Origin of the sequence: Burkholderia sp. 9775_39 (assembly GCF_015712225.1) — a bacterium.
In the GTDB taxonomy this organism is placed as follows: domain Bacteria; phylum Pseudomonadota; class Gammaproteobacteria; order Burkholderiales; family Burkholderiaceae; genus Burkholderia; species Burkholderia cenocepacia.
The window spans coordinates 201,152-215,866 of sequence record NZ_JACCQC010000009.1; the positions used below are offsets into that span (position 1 = coordinate 201,152).

16 protein-coding genes are annotated in these 14,715 nt (G+C 66.2%); 8 read left to right on the forward strand and 8 right to left on the reverse strand.

Annotated elements, in window-relative coordinates:
• Window position 1: 1 nt before the first annotated feature.
• Complete coding sequence (locus tag H0X90_RS15090) at window positions 2-373, forward strand: hypothetical protein (RefSeq protein WP_034203450.1); 372 nt, start codon at window positions 2-4, stop codon at window positions 371-373.
• A gap of 18 nt (window positions 374-391) precedes the next feature.
• Here the strand turns inward: H0X90_RS15090 and H0X90_RS15095 are convergent, their stop codons facing one another.
• Window positions 392-1,996: an EAL domain-containing protein gene (locus H0X90_RS15095; RefSeq protein ID WP_077189806.1), complete on the reverse strand. Its 1,605-nt coding sequence runs from the start codon at window positions 1,994-1,996 to the stop codon at window positions 392-394.
• Between the two features lie 425 nt (window positions 1,997-2,421).
• Between H0X90_RS15095 and H0X90_RS15100 the strand changes: the two genes are divergently transcribed.
• Window positions 2,422-2,718: a hypothetical protein gene (locus tag H0X90_RS15100; protein ID WP_058902530.1), complete on the forward strand. Its 297-nt coding sequence runs from the start codon at window positions 2,422-2,424 to the stop codon at window positions 2,716-2,718.
• 20 nt (window positions 2,719-2,738) lie between these two features.
• On the opposite strand, the gene H0X90_RS15105 is transcribed toward H0X90_RS15100, so the two are convergent.
• Complete coding sequence (locus H0X90_RS15105) at window positions 2,739-3,044, reverse strand: hypothetical protein (RefSeq protein ID WP_006483216.1); 306 nt, start codon at window positions 3,042-3,044, stop codon at window positions 2,739-2,741.
• Window positions 3,045-3,130: 86 nt separating this feature from the next.
• Window positions 3,131-4,177 (reverse strand): AraC family transcriptional regulator, encoded by a 1,047-nt coding sequence (locus tag H0X90_RS15110; protein WP_006494522.1) that lies wholly within the window; start codon window positions 4,175-4,177, stop codon window positions 3,131-3,133.
• A 94-nt stretch (window positions 4,178-4,271) separates the two neighbouring features.
• On the opposite strand from H0X90_RS15110, the gene H0X90_RS15115 reads away from it, so the two are divergent.
• The 3 genes from H0X90_RS15115 (at window position 4,272) to H0X90_RS15125 (ending at window position 6,773) form a co-directional block, all read left to right on the forward strand.
• Window positions 4,272-5,291, forward strand: a complete 1,020-nt coding sequence (locus H0X90_RS15115) for a sterol desaturase family protein (RefSeq protein ID WP_077189908.1) — start codon at window positions 4,272-4,274, stop codon at window positions 5,289-5,291.
• 36 nt (window positions 5,292-5,327) lie between these two features.
• Complete coding sequence (locus tag H0X90_RS15120) at window positions 5,328-6,011, forward strand: alanyl-tRNA editing protein (protein ID WP_077189805.1); 684 nt, start codon at window positions 5,328-5,330, stop codon at window positions 6,009-6,011.
• A gap of 231 nt (window positions 6,012-6,242) precedes the next feature.
• A complete protein-coding gene (locus tag H0X90_RS15125; protein WP_077189804.1) occupies window positions 6,243-6,773 on the forward strand; it encodes a YcxB family protein in 531 nt (176 codons plus the stop codon).
• A 90-nt stretch (window positions 6,774-6,863) separates the two neighbouring features.
• Here H0X90_RS15125 and H0X90_RS15130 read toward each other — a convergent pair whose 3' ends face one another.
• The 3 genes from H0X90_RS15130 to H0X90_RS15140 all read right to left on the reverse strand — a co-directional run bounded on the left by H0X90_RS15130 (window position 6,864) and on the right by H0X90_RS15140 (window position 10,794).
• Window positions 6,864-8,492, reverse strand: coding sequence for a histidine-type phosphatase (locus tag H0X90_RS15130; protein ID WP_077189907.1), 1,629 nt, complete (start codon window positions 8,490-8,492; stop codon window positions 6,864-6,866).
• A 182-nt stretch (window positions 8,493-8,674) separates the two neighbouring features.
• Window positions 8,675-9,109 (reverse strand): hypothetical protein, encoded by a 435-nt coding sequence (locus tag H0X90_RS15135; protein WP_006483196.1) that lies wholly within the window; start codon window positions 9,107-9,109, stop codon window positions 8,675-8,677.
• A 326-nt stretch (window positions 9,110-9,435) separates the two neighbouring features.
• Window positions 9,436-10,794, reverse strand: a complete 1,359-nt coding sequence (locus H0X90_RS15140; protein WP_034203041.1) for an NAD(P)/FAD-dependent oxidoreductase — start codon at window positions 10,792-10,794, stop codon at window positions 9,436-9,438.
• Window positions 10,795-10,894: 100 nt separating this feature from the next.
• On the opposite strand from H0X90_RS15140, the gene H0X90_RS15145 reads away from it, so the two are divergent.
• Window positions 10,895-11,848 (forward strand): LysR family transcriptional regulator, encoded by a 954-nt coding sequence (locus H0X90_RS15145; RefSeq protein WP_006483210.1) that lies wholly within the window; start codon window positions 10,895-10,897, stop codon window positions 11,846-11,848.
• 13 nt (window positions 11,849-11,861) lie between these two features.
• On the opposite strand, the gene H0X90_RS15150 is transcribed toward H0X90_RS15145, so the two are convergent.
• Window positions 11,862-12,056 (reverse strand): hypothetical protein, encoded by a 195-nt coding sequence (locus tag H0X90_RS15150; protein ID WP_077189803.1) that lies wholly within the window; start codon window positions 12,054-12,056, stop codon window positions 11,862-11,864.
• Window positions 12,057-12,248: 192 nt separating this feature from the next.
• On the opposite strand from H0X90_RS15150, the gene H0X90_RS15155 reads away from it, so the two are divergent.
• The gene (locus H0X90_RS15155; protein ID WP_006494518.1) at window positions 12,249-13,172 is read left to right on the forward strand and encodes an AraC family transcriptional regulator; all 924 of its coding nucleotides are present in this window, start codon (window positions 12,249-12,251) and stop codon (window positions 13,170-13,172) included.
• 134 nt (window positions 13,173-13,306) lie between these two features.
• Window positions 13,307-14,200, forward strand: coding sequence for an NAD(P)H-binding protein (locus H0X90_RS15160; RefSeq protein WP_077189802.1), 894 nt, complete (start codon window positions 13,307-13,309; stop codon window positions 14,198-14,200).
• Between the two features lie 83 nt (window positions 14,201-14,283).
• On the opposite strand, the gene tssE is transcribed toward H0X90_RS15160, so the two are convergent.
• Complete coding sequence (tssE, locus tag H0X90_RS15165) at window positions 14,284-14,709, reverse strand: type VI secretion system baseplate subunit TssE (protein WP_077189906.1); 426 nt, start codon at window positions 14,707-14,709, stop codon at window positions 14,284-14,286.
• Window positions 14,710-14,715: the final 6 nt, after the last annotated feature.

The window sequence follows — 14,715 nt, forward strand, 5'->3', positions numbered from 1 at the left end:
GATGAAAATGACGATGCGCATGGGCATCGCGATGCTGGTGCTCGGCGCGAGCCTGGCTGCGAGCGGCGCGCACGCGACGCGCGCGGTCGATTGCGGGCAGCTCGATGCGGCCACGAGCGGCCCGGACGACAACTTCCGGCCGCCGGCGTCGGGTACGGTGATCGGCACGGGGCGCGCGTATTTCTACTCGGCGCCCGACGCGCACTGCATGACGAAGCAGACCTTCATCGTTCCCGGCGATTCGGTGACCGTCTACAAGTCGCACGGGCGCTGGTACAACATCATGTACGTGAACGGCAAGACCGGCGACGACTTCGAAGGATGGGTCGAGCAGGGCCGCGTGCGCCTCGACGGTCGATACGGCGCGCAGTAGTCGCCGTCGGCGGCGCCGCTACACCGGCGCCCAGGCGAAATCGCGCTTCAGGTTCTCCGCGCGCAGCGGCCGCTGGTAGAGATATCCCTGCGCATACTGGATCCCGACCGCATGCAGCGCGCGATGCTGCGCTTCCGTCTCCACGCCTTCCGCGATGATCTTCAGGCCGTAGTGGTGCGCGACGGCCGCGATCCCTTCGATCAGCCTCGCGCTGCCGCCGTCCAGTTGCGAGATGAACTGCCGATCGATCTTCACGTAGTCGAACGGAAAGCGCGACAGCATGTCGAGATTGCTGTGATGCGTGCCGAAATCGTCGATCGCGAACTTCGCGCCTTTCGAGCGCAGCGTCTGGAAGATCTCGGTGGTTCGCGCGTTCTTCTCCAGCAGGATGCGCTCGGTGACTTCGAGCACCAGCGTGAAGCCGGGCGGCAGCGCGCGGATCGCCTCCTCGACGACGGCCACGAACCGCCCGCGCTCGAGATCCTGCGGCGCAACGTTCACGGCGATGCGCAGCGGCGCGGACGGCGTCAGCGCGGTCAGTTCGGACACGGCCGTGCGCAGCACGAATTCGGTGACCTTCGGCAGCACGGTGCTGGATTCCACCTGCGGGATGAATGCGGCCGGGCTGATGGCCCCCCACTTCGGATGGTGCCAGCGCAGCAACGCTTCGACGCCGACCGTCCTGCGCGTCTGCACGTCGACGATCGGCTGGTACACGACATGGAATTCGTTGCGCCTGAGCGCGTGGCGCACGGCTTTCAGCAACAGCCGCCGCGGGGCCATCGCGAGCAGGTAGGCGGCCATCACGAGGCTGTCGGCCAGCAGCACGATCGTCGCGCAGATCAGCCGGTAGTGGCGCTGCACCTGTGCCGCGTAGCGCGCCGAGGCGATGACCGACACCGTGAACGGCCAGCGCTGCGACGCCATCGTGCTGCCGCCGACGGGGCCGGCCGCCGTTTTCGGCGCGAACTTGCCGTGCTGATCGAGACGGCCCGAACCCGCGATCGACAGCGTGGCCGTTTCCGCGCCATCGCCGGTGCCGTGGTTCAGCGCGTCGGCGACGTAGTCGCCTTCGATCAGGTACAGGACGCCCGCGCCGCGCGCGGTCGCGCGGAACGCGGACAGTACCGGAATGCCATGCTGGAACGGCGTCTGGCGCAGCAGCGTGACGATCATCGATCCCGGTTCGGGTTCGCGCGCATATGCGGCGAGCGGCAGGTCGATCGAGCCGAGCGCCGACGAACACATCACGCGCCCGTCATTTACCAGCGCGACCGCCCGCAGATAGCGCAGGCGAGTGCCCACTTCGGCGAGTGTCCGGAACACCGTCGCGCACGGCCGCCCGACCAGTGCGGTCAGCTCGTCCGCGTGTCGAAGGCGCACGCCGTCCAGAATGCGGTCCACGGAAGCCACGATGTCGTTTGCCACGACGCGCTCATGCGCGGTGACGGCATCGCGCGCGTAGCGGTCGGCCAGCACGATCGCGAACGCGGGCACGAGCACGCAAATGATCACGGCGGCGAAAAACACGACGCGCGGCCACGCGCCGCGGCGATGGAAAAGGGGCTTCGAGCCGGGCGTGAGCGCCCACAGTCCCGCGGTTGCCTTTGGTGTTGTACGCATGGCGTGGCAAGTCGAACCGGTCGATGCGCCAACGGCGCGCATCCCGCATGCCCGATTCGGGCCATGCGGCTCGCGCGCCGGTTTCGGGACGCCGGTCGATTCGGCCGGCGCGACGGCATCGGCTCGGCCTGTCGCGATCGACCCTTCATCTGGCAGCATTCCTCAATAACATGCGCGCATTGAGCATGTATATCGACGCAGCGTACCGAAAAAAGCCCCGGCCGCACAGTGTGTGCAGCCGGGACAAAAAACACCGTCTCTTGGCACGAGGATGGTGCGCGGCAAGTATAAGACGCGGCGCGATATTACGAAATATTGTTGTTTAAATATTGATGTGGTTTTGTGATTGTGTCTCAAAAAGAAACATTTCCATGTGGCGCGGCCGGCGGCAGACTCCTGCCAGGGCGTCAAACCGGAGCGTGACGATGGAAGAAAATGCCGGACCCACGGTCATCGTGACCGATGGCGCCGCCGTGGCGGACGGCGGTTCGCTGTGGATCAGGATTGCAGTGGATGGACAGGCGCGCGACTACTCGCTCGATCGCGCACTCGCGTCGCGCGGCACGCCGCGCTACGACAGCATCCGCGGCACGCATGGCGTGCTGTCGAACGAAGAACGACGGGCATTGCGGGTGCTGCTGGAGCGTATTGCCGATCCTGCCATGTGGGCCGGCATCGTCGGCACGTTCATCGAGGTGCTGAAGCGCGCCGACGGGCCATGAACGATGGGGGCGGCTGCGCTTCAGAAATCGTTGCGCATCTTGTGGAGCAGGCCGCTTGGCGACTGATGCGTGTCCACCGCGGTGAGCACGTCGGTCAGGAACCACGGCAGGTTCAGTTGCGTGTCGGCGTCGCCGACGCATACGCGGATCGGCGGTGCGCCGGACGGCGAACGGGCGCCTGGCGCGGCATCCCGCGACGGCACGCAATTTTTCGCGTGGGCCTGAGCCGGAACCGGCGCGACAGCGCCGGAGGACGCACCGGCGATGGCCGGCGCGTTGAAGGCGGCAAACAGGGTCAGGGCGGCGGCAAGGGCGACGCGTTTCATGAGGGTTCTCCGGCGATGCGGGTTCGACCACGCGAGCCGATGCGAGTTCGTCCGCGCGCGATGCGTGCGCCCGCCCCAACAGCCGCTCAGCCGCGCGCGACGCTGGCTGCCCGCGCCGGCTGACGGCTGCGCCACTGCTGCGGCGATTCCCCGGTCCAGCGCCGAAAGGCGCGTGTAAACGCGCTGTGTTCGGAATAGCCGAGCAACCAGGCCACTTCGGCGAGCGTGAGCCGCGGATCGTTCAGATGATCGATCGCGAGCCGCCGCCGCGTATCCTCGCGCAGGCGCCGGAAGTTCAGCCCGAGCCCGGCCAGCCGGCGATGCAGCGTGCGGGACGACACATGCAGATCCGACGCGATCTGCTCGATGCTCACTTCACCCTGCGTCAGCAGACGCGCGACGGCCTCGCGCACCGACTGTTCGAGATCGTCCGTCTGCCGCAGTTCCGCGAGCAGCGCGCTCGCCTGGCGTTCCATCATTTGCCGCAGCGCGTCGTCGGGCCGCTGCAGCGGCTGCGTGAGCAAGCGCAACGGGAACGCGAGCCGGTTCACCGGCTGGCCGAACCGGACGGGGCAGCCGAAGTAGTCGCGGTACGGCTGTTCGTCGCCGGGCGACGGATGCACGAAGCAGACTTCGTCGGGCCCGGTGCGCGTGCCGGTGATATTGCGCGCGAATTGCACGATGGCGGTCAGCGCGACTTCGTCGACGAGCGGGCCGAGTGGTTCCGGTGCATCGTGCCATTCGATCGCCACTGACGTTGCCTCGACGCGCACTTCCATGCGCGCGACGTTCGCGATCAAGTGTTCGTATTGCTGCCAGCGCGCGAGCGCCGCGCCGGCGTCGCGGCACGCATGCAGCGCATAGCCGAGCGCGCCGAGATGCGCGGGCGTGATCCGCTGGCCGACGTGCAGGCCGAGCAGCGGATCGTCGAGCGCATCGGCCGCGCGTTCGAGCAGACGCCGCCAATGCGCGCTCGCGTACAGCGTCAGCCCGCGGTCGTCCTCGGGTGGCCGTGCCTCGCCGAGCACGCGCGCCGCATCCTTGCCCTGCCCGGACAGATAGTCGAACAGCAGCCGCACGTACGTGCTCGAGTAGTAGATGCGCTGGGTCGCGAGCGGGGAGGCGGCGGGCATGGCGGAAAGTGTCAAGTAATCGTCGGCAAGTGTCAACGCGGGCCGACCCGTGCGCGACCATACTGCGCGGCAGTTCCCGATCGAGGCTGCCGACATGCCGACCGAGTTGATGACGTGGCTCCATGCGTTCCTGGGTAACGACGTGGACTGGAAGCAGGTGCTGCTGATCGGCATGACGCCGGTGTTCCTGATCGCATTTGCGGTCGAGTACGCGGTAATGACCCGGCGCGGCCGCCGCGAGCCGTTTCGCTGGAAGGAGATCGTCGCGAACCTGTCGCTCGGCGCCGGTTATCAGGTGGCCGAGACCGTGACGGGATTGCTGTTGACCGGTGCGATCTTCGCGTGGGTCTATCGACACCGGCTGTTCGACGTGCCGGTGAACGGTTTCACGATCGTGCCGATCTTCGTCGTCGTCGAGTTCTGCTACTACTGGTTTCATCGCACGTCGCACCGCGTGCGCTGGTTCTGGGCCGCACACGTGCCGCATCACAGCGGCGAGGTGATGAACTTCACGACGGCGATGCGCCAGTCGCTGCTGAACGCGTTCGTCGGCGTGTTCCTGTTCTATCTGCCGCCGGTGTGGCTCGGCATTCCGCCCGCCGTCGTGCTGTTCCTGCTTGCCGTCGATCTCGCGTACCAGTACTTCGTGCATACCGAAGCGATCGGCCGGCTGCCGCGCTGGTTCGAGTACGTGTTCGACACGCCGTCGAACCATCGCGCGCATCATGGCCGCAATCCGCGGTACATCGACCGCAACTACGGCGGCGTGCTGATCATCTTCGACCGGATGTTCGGCACCTATGTCGAGGAAACGGAGCCGGTCGACTACGGCATCACGCAGCAGATTCGTTCGTACAACTTTCTTGTTCTGAACGTTCACGAATTCGTCGACATGTGGCGCGATGTGCTCGCACCCGGGCCGGTTCTGCAGCGCTTGAAGCATCTGTGGATGCCGCCCGAGTGGGAGCGGCCCGGGCATCGGCCGATCCATACGTGGAGCGTCGAGCGGAAAGGGGAGGAAGCTGCCGCCGCGATACCGCGGGCCGCGCCCGACGAAGAGGCACCGGCCGCCGGGCGCAAGATCGTACAAGCCGCCCGCACGCGTTCCGGCTAGCCTGCCAGTTTTCCTCAGCAAAAGGCGAGGCTGGCGATGACGAAAAAAGTATTCTGGGACGATCCGTACCGGACCACGCTCGATACCGTCGTCAAGCATGTCGACGGCGACCGCGTGCAGGTGGAGGCGACGATCTTCTTCGCGTTTTCAGGCGGCCAGGAAAGCGATGCGGGTTCGCTGGGCGACCATCCGGTCATCCGGGCCGACAAGCAGGGCCTCGACATCGTCTATACACTTGCGCACGACCATGTGCTGCGCGTCGGGGATCGCGTGACCTGGCGCATCGACTGGGCGCGACGCTACCGGCTGATGCGGCTGCACTTCGCGGCCGAAATGGTGCTGCAACTGGTCTATCGGCTCCGGCCGGGCATCGAGCGTATCGGCGCGCATATTGCGCAGGACAAGGCGCGCATCGATTTCGCGAGCGAGGCGAGCCTCGCGCCGCTGTTCCCCGAGATCGAATCGGCCGCAGCCGATCTGTCGAAGCGCGACCTGCGCATCGTGACCGATTTCAGCGATATCGATGCGCAGCGCCGGTTCTGGACGGTCGACGGCTTCGCGACGATGGCGTGCGGCGGCACGCATCCGGCGTCGACCGGCGAGATCGGCATGCTGACGCTCAAGCGAAAGAACACCGGGAAGGGCAAGGAGCGGATCGAGGTGATGCTGCTCGAGCCGCAGATGGTGGCGGGCGGGCATTGGGGTGGCCCGGGCGCCTGACCTTCAGGCGCACCGGTACGAAAAGCCAGGTGACGTCGCCGATGCAACGTTTCGCACAGGTATTGTTCCCCGCATGTATATTGTCGCCGTGCATCGCCTGGCCGCCGATATCGCGCGGCTTCGTTTGCACGTCGCCATGCGCGCACCGCACTACTGTCCGTCCGGAACGCGGTGCTCGCGATGAAGAATTCAGAGCAAGTACAAGAATCAGAGAACGTTCCGAGCCCGCCTATGAGCGATACCAAAGTTGTTTTTCAAGTCACCGTGGATGATCTCGTCCACGCATACCGCCAGAACCTTTGGCGCAGGTACAACGGGAAATACCTGCTCAAATCGTTTTCAATCGTTGCGATCGCGTACGTCGTCCTGCTCGTCGTCGGCGTCCGGATAGCAAGCGGAAACTTGCCGGAATGGCGCTATGTCTGGATGGCCGCGGGAATCGCGGCCGTCGTTGCTATCGGTGTGCCGTTCTTGAATCATCTGGTATTGCCGCGCGCAGCGCGCAAGATTTACGACCAGCAAAGGACGCTTCATCAGTTTCACACGGTCGTTTTCCAAGGCGACCGCTTCGTTGTCGAAACGCCGACTTCGCGCGACGAAATTCGCTATGCGGATCTCATCCACTTCAGCGAGGATCGTCAACTGATCCTGCTTTATCAGTCATTGGTGATGTTTCGAGTGGTACCGAAGCGCGTGCTGGACGAGGAACAAGCCGCATTCCTGCATCGAATGCTGCTTCAGAACGGCGTGCGCAAAGTCTAGCGAGCCGCGGCGCGCATGACGAAGTCCGGACGGTCTGCGTCGTCCGGGTTTCAAGGCGCGCGTCCGGCCGGAATGCCTTGCCGCCTCACGTCACTGATACCCGTAACACTGCTTCAGCCCCGCGTAGTCGTAGAAGTGGCTGGTCGGCGCGATCTTCGCGCCGTCGCACGCGGCCTGGAAATCCGTTTCGCGCTCGTTGTACAGCATCTTCACGATGAGCCGCGTCCCGTTGCGATAAACATCCCATTGCATGTTCGCGGCCATCGGCGACACCTGGTCGCCGCGCCACGGATTGTTCGCATACGTGTACGTCTGCGCTTGCGGCGTCGGCACGAACACGTTCTTCAGGTTCATGATCGACGCGAACGGAATCACGATCTCCGCGTGCGTGAAGCGCAGCTTCGCGGCATGCGTCAGGTCGCCGCGCGCGATCGCATCGACTTCACCGAAGAAATCGTCCTGCAGCACCTTCGCCATCCGGTACGTCACCGGGTTCGCTTCCTGGATGCCGGGCCCTTTCTGGTAGTAGTCCTCGGCGTCCTGCAGGTACGCGAGATACTGCGCCTGCTCGGCACCGATGTATTTCTCCATCGTGACGCCGCCGGTTTCCGCGGTCATGGCCGGCGCAACCTGCAGCAGGTTGTACAGCACGTTCACCGCATCGACGGCCGTCGCGATCTTCGTCTTGCCGTCGCCCTTCAGCGTGTTGGTGAACTTGCCGTCCGTCGATGTAAACGCATAGGTGCCGGTGTTCGCGAACGTGTAGCCGTCGGTGCCGAGCTTCGCGATGAAGGCCGGCGACACGAGCGCGGACAGCACCGTTTGCGCGACGTCGGCCGCTTGGGGCGCGGCCTTGATCGCCTTCAGCTTCGCGGCCACCGTCGCGTCGTTTGCATAGGCCTGGTATGCCTGGCTCGCCTGATAGGTCGCGTAGTACGGATCGCTCGTGTCGGTCACGAGATCGGTGGCCGGCTTCAGCGAATGGAAATACAGCAGGAAGCGATTGGTGCCGGCCGGCTGCGCGACCGGTGCGTTCGCCGGATAACCGGCCGGTGCGGCCGGCAGCGTGATGGCCGGCGCCAGTGCCGGCTGCGCGGCAACGAGCGCCGCCGAGAAATACGTCGAGCTGTCGACCGCGCGATCCTGGCCCGAGTTGACGACGACCACCTGCCGGTTGCCCGCGGCGAACAGCGCAGGCAGCCGCTGCGCGAGACGCGCGGCGAGTTGCTGATGTTCGCGGATGCCGGTTTGCGTGAGGTTGCCGTACCCGGGTGTCGAGATGCCCTGCACGCCGTAGCCGAGCAGCGCATTGGCCTTCATCATCGCGTACGTGTCGGCCTTGAGTTGCGCGCCCAGCGCGGTCAGCGCGCCGTCGGCCTCGGCCTTGACCAGCATCGCGTAGATCGCGCCGTCGTACTTGAAGCCCGACAGCCCGCGCGAGCCGTGCCGTGCGACGAGTTCGGTGTAGACCGGCGCGTAGCCGGCCGGCGGCGCTTCGTAGGTCGCGGCGTCCTGCTGCGGGCGGTACGGCGTCTTCGTCTGGTAGTAGGTCGCGGGCGCCGGGTCAGGCGTGGGCTGAGGTTGCGGTTGCGGTGCGGGCGCCGTGCCGTTGTTGTCGACCGACGTGGCGGGCGGCGTCGGGTCATCATCCCCGCCGCAGGCGGCGAGCAACAGACAGGCGATCGTGAGGGCGGCGGCGGTGCGGGTCGGGCGTGTCATCGTGGCGGGCAACGGACGGCACGATGCGCATGCGCGTCGTACCGTCTCCGGGGCAATGTGGTCGAGCCCCGGAGTGTTGCAAGCGACTTTGACAGCAGAATGTCAGGATGCGGTCGGACAATCGTCGGATTGCCGCCGGATCGACGATGATGGCCGGCTGCGGCCGGCCCGGGGGCGGGCGTTCAGTGCAGCCCGGCCGATGCGATCGAGCGCACCGTATCGGTGATGTTCACGCAGCGCGACAGGCCGAAATGTTCGACTTCGCGGCGTTCCGGTTCGCTGCTCGCGATCCCGACCGCGCGCTCCGGCGGCACGCCGAGCGCTTGCAACGCGACATCGAACGGATGTTGATTTGATCCGGAGTCCTGTTGATCCGAATCCGTGACGACGACCGAGAAGCGGTCGAGGTTCGCGCGGCCGAACTGGCCTTCGAACATGTCGCTGAGCCGTGCGGCCGGCAGCGTCGTGACGAGACCGAGTCGATATCCTTCTTCCGATGCCCGGTCGAGCCACTGGATGATCGCGTCGCGCTGATGGCGCGATTCGCGCGAATCCGGTGTTGCTTCGATCTGGGCGAATGCTGCGTCGAGACGGGTGACGATGGCTTCGATGACCACGGTGATTCCTTTTCAGAAACGTGATGATCCGTTCGCCGACGGGAATGCCACACACCTTAGCGTCGATCCGGAAAATGCGACCAATTAATATTTTTAGCCGACTCATACGATTCGACTAATGAATGGGGTGGCAAGCCAGAGCGGGCGCGGGACACGTGTCGCACGGTATTTTCCGCGCGAATGGCAGCGCATCGACGGCCTTCAATGTGATGCACCAGCATGGCGCACATTCTGGATGCATCACGCATATGCATATAAGGAAACGGCATATCGAGCGATGCCCGCCCGATATGCCGCGTTGCGAGGGTGCGCGCGAACAGGCGCGATCAGTGCAGCTTGATCGACGGCTGGTTACGGCTTTGCAGCCAGTGGCTCAGCGACTGGAACAGCGCGCGCTTCACGCCGACCACGCTGAACAGGTGCTTGCGATACAGGAACTTGTACAGCCCGATCGCCGCCAACCCGTCGACGATCAGCGAGCGCGAGCGCACGCCGATGTCCGCCTGGTACACCGCACCCGCATGCCCGAGCGACACGACCGTGCCCGCATCGCGGAACGTGAAGCCGGCCACCGGCTTGCCGGCGACGCGGCGCGCGAACGCGTTGACCAGATACACGGCCTGCTGGTGCGCGACCTGCGCGCGCGGCGGCAGGAATCCGCCGGCACCGGTCGACGGGCACGCGGCGCAATCGCCGAACGCATACACGTGCGGATCGTCGGGCGTCTGCAGCGTGTCGGTCACGATCACCTGGTTCGAGCGGTTCAGCGCGATGTCGCCGATGTCCCGCAGCATCGCGGGGCCGGCGACGCCGGCCGCCCAGATCGTGATGTCGCTCGCGAGCCGTTCGCCCGCCGCGGTCGTCACGGCATCCGCGCCGACTTCCGCCACGCGCGTATCGGTCAGCACGTCGACGTTCAGCGCGCGAAGCTGCGCGTGCATCTTGCCGGACAGCCGTTCGTCGAGCGCCGGCAGGATGCGCGGGCCGCCTTCGATCAGCCGGATGTGCACGTCGCGTGCGGACACCAGCGCCTTGAAGCGGTACGTGGTCAATTGCTGGATCGCGTGCCGCAGCGCGGCGGCCAGCTCGACGCCCGTCGCGCCCGCACCGATCACGTTGATGCAGATCGGCGCGCCGCGCCGCGCGGGCTGCTGCTCGGCCAGGTGATTCGCCTTCGTGCACGCAGCGAGGAACTTGCGGCGGAAATCCTCGGCCTGGTCGAGGTTTTCGAGCGGCAGCGCATGACGCTCGGCGCCCGGCACATTGAAGAAATTCGTCACGCTGCCGACCGCCAGCACGAGATCGTCATAGTCGAGTTCCCGCTGCGGCAGGATTTCCGTGCCATCCGCATCCCGCACGGCCGCGATCGTCGCCGTGCGTGCCGCGCGGTCGACCCGCCGCAGCGCGCCCTGCACGAAACGGAAGCCGTGACGCTTCGCCTGCGCCGCGTATTCGATCGTGTGGGAGGCCGGATCGCGATGGCCCGATGCGGCTTCGTGCAGCAGCGGCTTCCAGAAGTGCGTCGGATAGCGGTCGACGAGCACGACGTCGGCCTGCCCGCGGCGTCCGACCGTATCGCCGAGACGCGTCGCGAGCTGCAGGCCGCCGGCGCCGCCGCCGACGATCACGATGCGCGGCACGCGCGGTGCGCGGTCCGTTGCAAGGGTGGGCGTGGTGTTGTCCATGTTGGGCTCCCGCTGAATGACGATTCGGATGACATTGCTCAAGAACCGACGATATAGTTTCGAACCCACTCGAACAATTTAATGTTTATAAGCGACTCATATGTATTCACTTATAGGAAAGACCGCGACGTTCCGGCAGCTGAAGGCGCTGGACATGATCGCGCGGCTCGGCAGCGTGTCGCGCGCGGCCGAGGAGCTGAACCTGACGCAGCCGGCCGTGTCGCTGCAGGTTCGCCTGCTCGAGGAGGCCGTGGGCGCCGCGTTGCTGCAGCGGGTGGGGCGTGGCGTGCAGCTGACCGCGGCCGGCGAGATCGTGGCGCGCTACGCGCGCGAGATCCTGCATCTGTGGAGCGAGGCCGGCGACGAAGTGGCCGCGCTGACGGGCGATCTTGGTGGCACGCTGCGGATCGGCGCGATCACGACGGCCGAATACCTGATCCCGCCGCTGCTCGTCAAATTCACCGCGACGCGTCCGCACGTGAAGACGTATTTCAAGGTCGGCAACCGCGACGACATCATCCGCATGCTCGCGACGCATGAAATCGATCTCGCGGTGATGGGCAGCGCGCCGAAGGAACTGCGCACGCACGCGGTCGAGTTCGCGAAGCATCCGATGGTGTTCGTCGCGGCGCCCGGCCATCCGCTGATGCAGCGCAAGCGCGTCGCGCTGAAGGATCTCGAATCCGCGCACCTGCTCGTGCGCGAGCGCGGCGCGGGCACGCGCTCGACCGTCGAGAGCCTGTTCAAGAACGCGGGCCATCGCTTTCATGTGGGTTCCGAACTGTCGAGCAACGAGGCGATCAAGCAGATGGCCGAAGCGGGCCTCGGCGTCGCGTTCCTGTCGTTGCACGCGTGTGCGCTCGAACTGCGAACGGGGCTGCTCGGCCAACTGCCGTTTCCCGGCAATCCGATCGAACGCGAATGGTATGTGGTGACGCTCGCCGACCGGCGGATCTCGCAAGTGACGGGGCTGTTCCGCGACTTCCTGATCAAGCAGGGTGCGCCGGTGATCGACGGCGCGACGGTGGCGTCGCACGAGCGGCGACGCAAGTAGGCGCGACCGGCGGTCAGGCGAGCCCGAAATCGTCGTTGCTGTCGGGAATCGATGCGAGCAGCCGTTCCAGCCTGTACCAGCCGACCACGCGCAGGCACCACGCGGCGATGGCGGTGCGTGTATTGCGGATGTCGGGGCCGGATGAAGGGCGAACGGTGGACGGCGAACGCGCGATGAACGCCGCGCGTTGCGGGCAGGAATGGGGCATGACGGGCTCCGTAGGTGTCGGATGAACGGATCGTAAGCGGCGCGGCGCCCGCCGGCGCGCACGCAAGGATCGTCCCGAGCAGAAACGGATGATCTTTTTCTGCTTGATCCGGCGGCGCTCGCGCACGGCCGGCACGCCGGCCCGAAACGCGTCACAATGCGCATTCGGCACCTGATCTGGTGGAGACCATCAATGAGCGATCCGATTCTTGCCGCGCCGACGGACAACGGCGTCCCGGTCAGCCTGCGCTCCAGCCGCGGGCTGGGTTGGCGCGGCTTCGGCGCGTCGCTGCTGGAGATTCGCGCGGGCACGTACCGGATTCCGGCGGCCGAGCATCATCGGATCGGCGTGCATATCGGTGCGCCGGTGCGGGCGGACTGCGTATGCGACGGCGAGCGCGTGTCCCGTATCCAGGCGCACGGCGACGTCGACGTGATTCCGGCCGGCCTGCCCGGCCAGTGGACCGACAGCGCCGACTGCCGGATCCTGCACATCGCGCTCAGCGACACCTTCGTGCGGCGCACCGTCGAGCAGCTCGAACTGAAGCCGTCGCACGCGCAGATCCGCCGGCGGCTGCAGGTGCGCGACCCGCGGCTGCAGCACATCGCGTGGGCGATGGCCGCCGAACTCGAAGCGGAAGACGCATCGGATCCGCTCTACGCGGAAAGCCTGTGCACGGCGCTCGTCGCGCGGCTGGTCGACGCCCAGCCCGCGTTTCGCGAACGCCGGCGTACGCTGGCGCCGAAGGCCGCGGCGCGTGTGATCGACTATGTCGAAGCGAATCTCGACCGGCGCATGACGCTGGCCGAGCTTGCGGCGCTCGTGTCGATCAGCGTGCCGCATTTCAAGGTGCTGTTCCGCGAAACGCTCGGGATGCCCGTGCACCAGTACGTCGTGCGGCGCCGGGTGGAGCGCGCGAAGGCGCTGCTGCTCGAAGGCCGACTCAGCATCAGCCAGATCGCGCTGGAAGCCGGGTTTGCGCATCAGAGCCATATGGCGAACTGGATGAACCGCGTGCTGGGGGCGACGCCGACGGAGATCGCGCGGTCGGGCGTGCGGAGTGGGTTGCGGCTGGCGTATGACGGTAAGGATGGCGCGAAACCTCCGCGTCGCTAGCGCGCCAACGGACGCGCGGGCCGTACCCGCGCTCGCATCCCGTCATCCTTTCCTGCTCGATTCATCCTCCCGTGTGCGCCTTTCCGGCCGCGCTTGCCGACAATCACAGCACTTTCATCCCTCGGGAGCGGATCGTGTTCGTGATCTTCGGAGCATCCGGCAACGTCGGCTTGTCGACCGTAACGGCCTTGCGCAACGCAGGCCATTCCGTGCGCGCGGTGCTGCGCGACGCACGCCATCGTGAACGTTTCGTGCAGCTTGGCTGCGATGTCGCGATCGCGGACCTGGCGGACGCGAACGCGATCGCCGCGGCGATCGACGGCGCGCGGGCCGTGCAGATGCTGTGCCCGGTGCCGGCGGCCGACCCCGATCCGGCCGCGACGATGACGCGGACAATCGACGCAGCGACTGCCGCGCTCGCCGCGAATCCGCCGCCGGCGCTGCTCGCGTTGTCGGATTACGGCGCGGAGCTTGCAGGCAATACGGGTATCACGCGTCTGTTCCATGACTTCGAGGCACGGCTGAAGACGATCCCGACGCGATTGACGCTGCTGCGCTCGGCCGAGCATCTGCAGAACTGGGCGCGCGTGCTGCCGGTCGCGCTGGGCACCGGCGTGCTGCCGAGCTTTCACCATCCGGTCGGCAAGGTGTTTCCGACGGTCTGGGCGCCCGATGTGGGCGTCGTCGCGGCGCGGCTGCTGCTCGATGCGCCGGAAGGCGGCAGCGGGCCGCGCATCGTCAGCGTCGAAGGTGCGCGGCGAGTGAGCGTGACGGCGATCGCGGAGACGTTGGGCGCGGCGGCGGGGCGCGCGATCGTCGCGCACGAGCTGCCGCGCGATACGTGGAGCGCGACGCTGCTGCGCGCCGGGCTCAGCGAACGCCATGCGCAGCTGATCGTCGATCTCTACGATGTGCACAACGCGGGGCGCATCGATGTGGAGGCCGGTGTGTCGGAGCGGGTTTACGGGACGACGACGCTGGAGGAGGCGCTTGCTGTGCTGGTGTGCGCGCATGCGGCGCGGGTGTGACGCAGGTAGCCGGCATCTGGCATCGATATCGGTGGACCGGGATTCGCAAGTTGGGCAACCTGGTCCGGACTTCGGGGAGCACTTTAATCGTGCCCCGCACTCCGGCGTTTCAGCCACATGCGCCCGGGAGGCTCGAAATACGTACCGAACCGCACGAGTCCGGCCTTCTTCAGATGGCACGTCATTTCAAAACTCACCAGCACGCCAGGGTCGTCATTTTCGAGGATGGCGACGTCGATGGAGCGGATGCGGGGCTCATATTTCAGGAGCGTCGCCTCCATCTGCTGCTTGAGCATGTGGGCTGACGCGGGCAGCGCCTTGTAGATGTTCGTCAGATCCGGCAGCCCATAGTCCGGCAGATGCTTCAGCGCGCCGGCACGCGAGTTCAGGATGTGCTGCACATTTTGCTGGACGCTCATGCACTCGAGTGTCCGGTCGTCGTAAGCATCGAGCGGGTCGCCGCCGATCTGGCCGAGCAGCATGTCATGGAGAGAGGGACGCGCCTGCATGATCAT